Annotated in this window: 1 protein-coding gene; it reads right to left on the reverse strand. The window is 67.8% G+C overall.

Annotated elements, in window-relative coordinates; all coding sequences use genetic code 11:
- Positions 1–596: S41 family peptidase (locus L6R21_28200; protein MCK6563087.1), on the reverse strand; the 596-nt coding region annotated here is incomplete at both ends.

Below are 596 nucleotides of genomic sequence, written 5' to 3' on the forward strand. Positions count from 1 at the left end.
GGGTGGTGCCGCCGTTTACACGGAAGAACTGGGCGACGGTCATCTTGAGGTCGCCGAAGCGCGGCTTCGAATTCTTGGCGACTTCGTCGAGGTCGATCATGGTCTGCACGGTGCCCTTGCCGAAGCTGGCTTCGCCGAGGATGGGCGCGCGGCCATAGTCCTGCAGCGCGGCGGCGAAGATCTCGGAAGCAGAGGCGGAGGCGCGGTTGATGAGCACCGCCATCGGGCCGTCCCAGGCGACGCCGGCGCGCTCGTCGCTCTCGACGCCGATCTGCCCGTCGGGGCGGCGCTGCTGCACCACCGGGCCCTTGTCGATGAACAGGCCGGTGAGCTCGACCGCCTCGCGCAGCGAGCCGCCACCGTTGTTGCGCAGGTCGATGAGGAGGCCGTCGACCTTGTCCTTGCGCAACTCGTCCACCAGGCGAGCCACGTCACGGCTGGCGCTGCGGAAATCCTTGTCACCGCGGCGGCGGCCTTCGAAGTCTTCGTAGAACGCGGGCAGCTTGATGACGCCGATCCGGCGGGCGGAAAGGCCCTCGCCGAGCTTGATGACCGACTTGCTGGCGGCCTGCTCCTCGAGCTTGATCTTGTCACGG

The sequence above is a fragment of the bacterium genome (assembly GCA_023150945.1).
In the GTDB taxonomy this organism is placed as follows: domain Bacteria; phylum Zhuqueibacterota; class Zhuqueibacteria; order Zhuqueibacterales; family Zhuqueibacteraceae; genus Coneutiohabitans.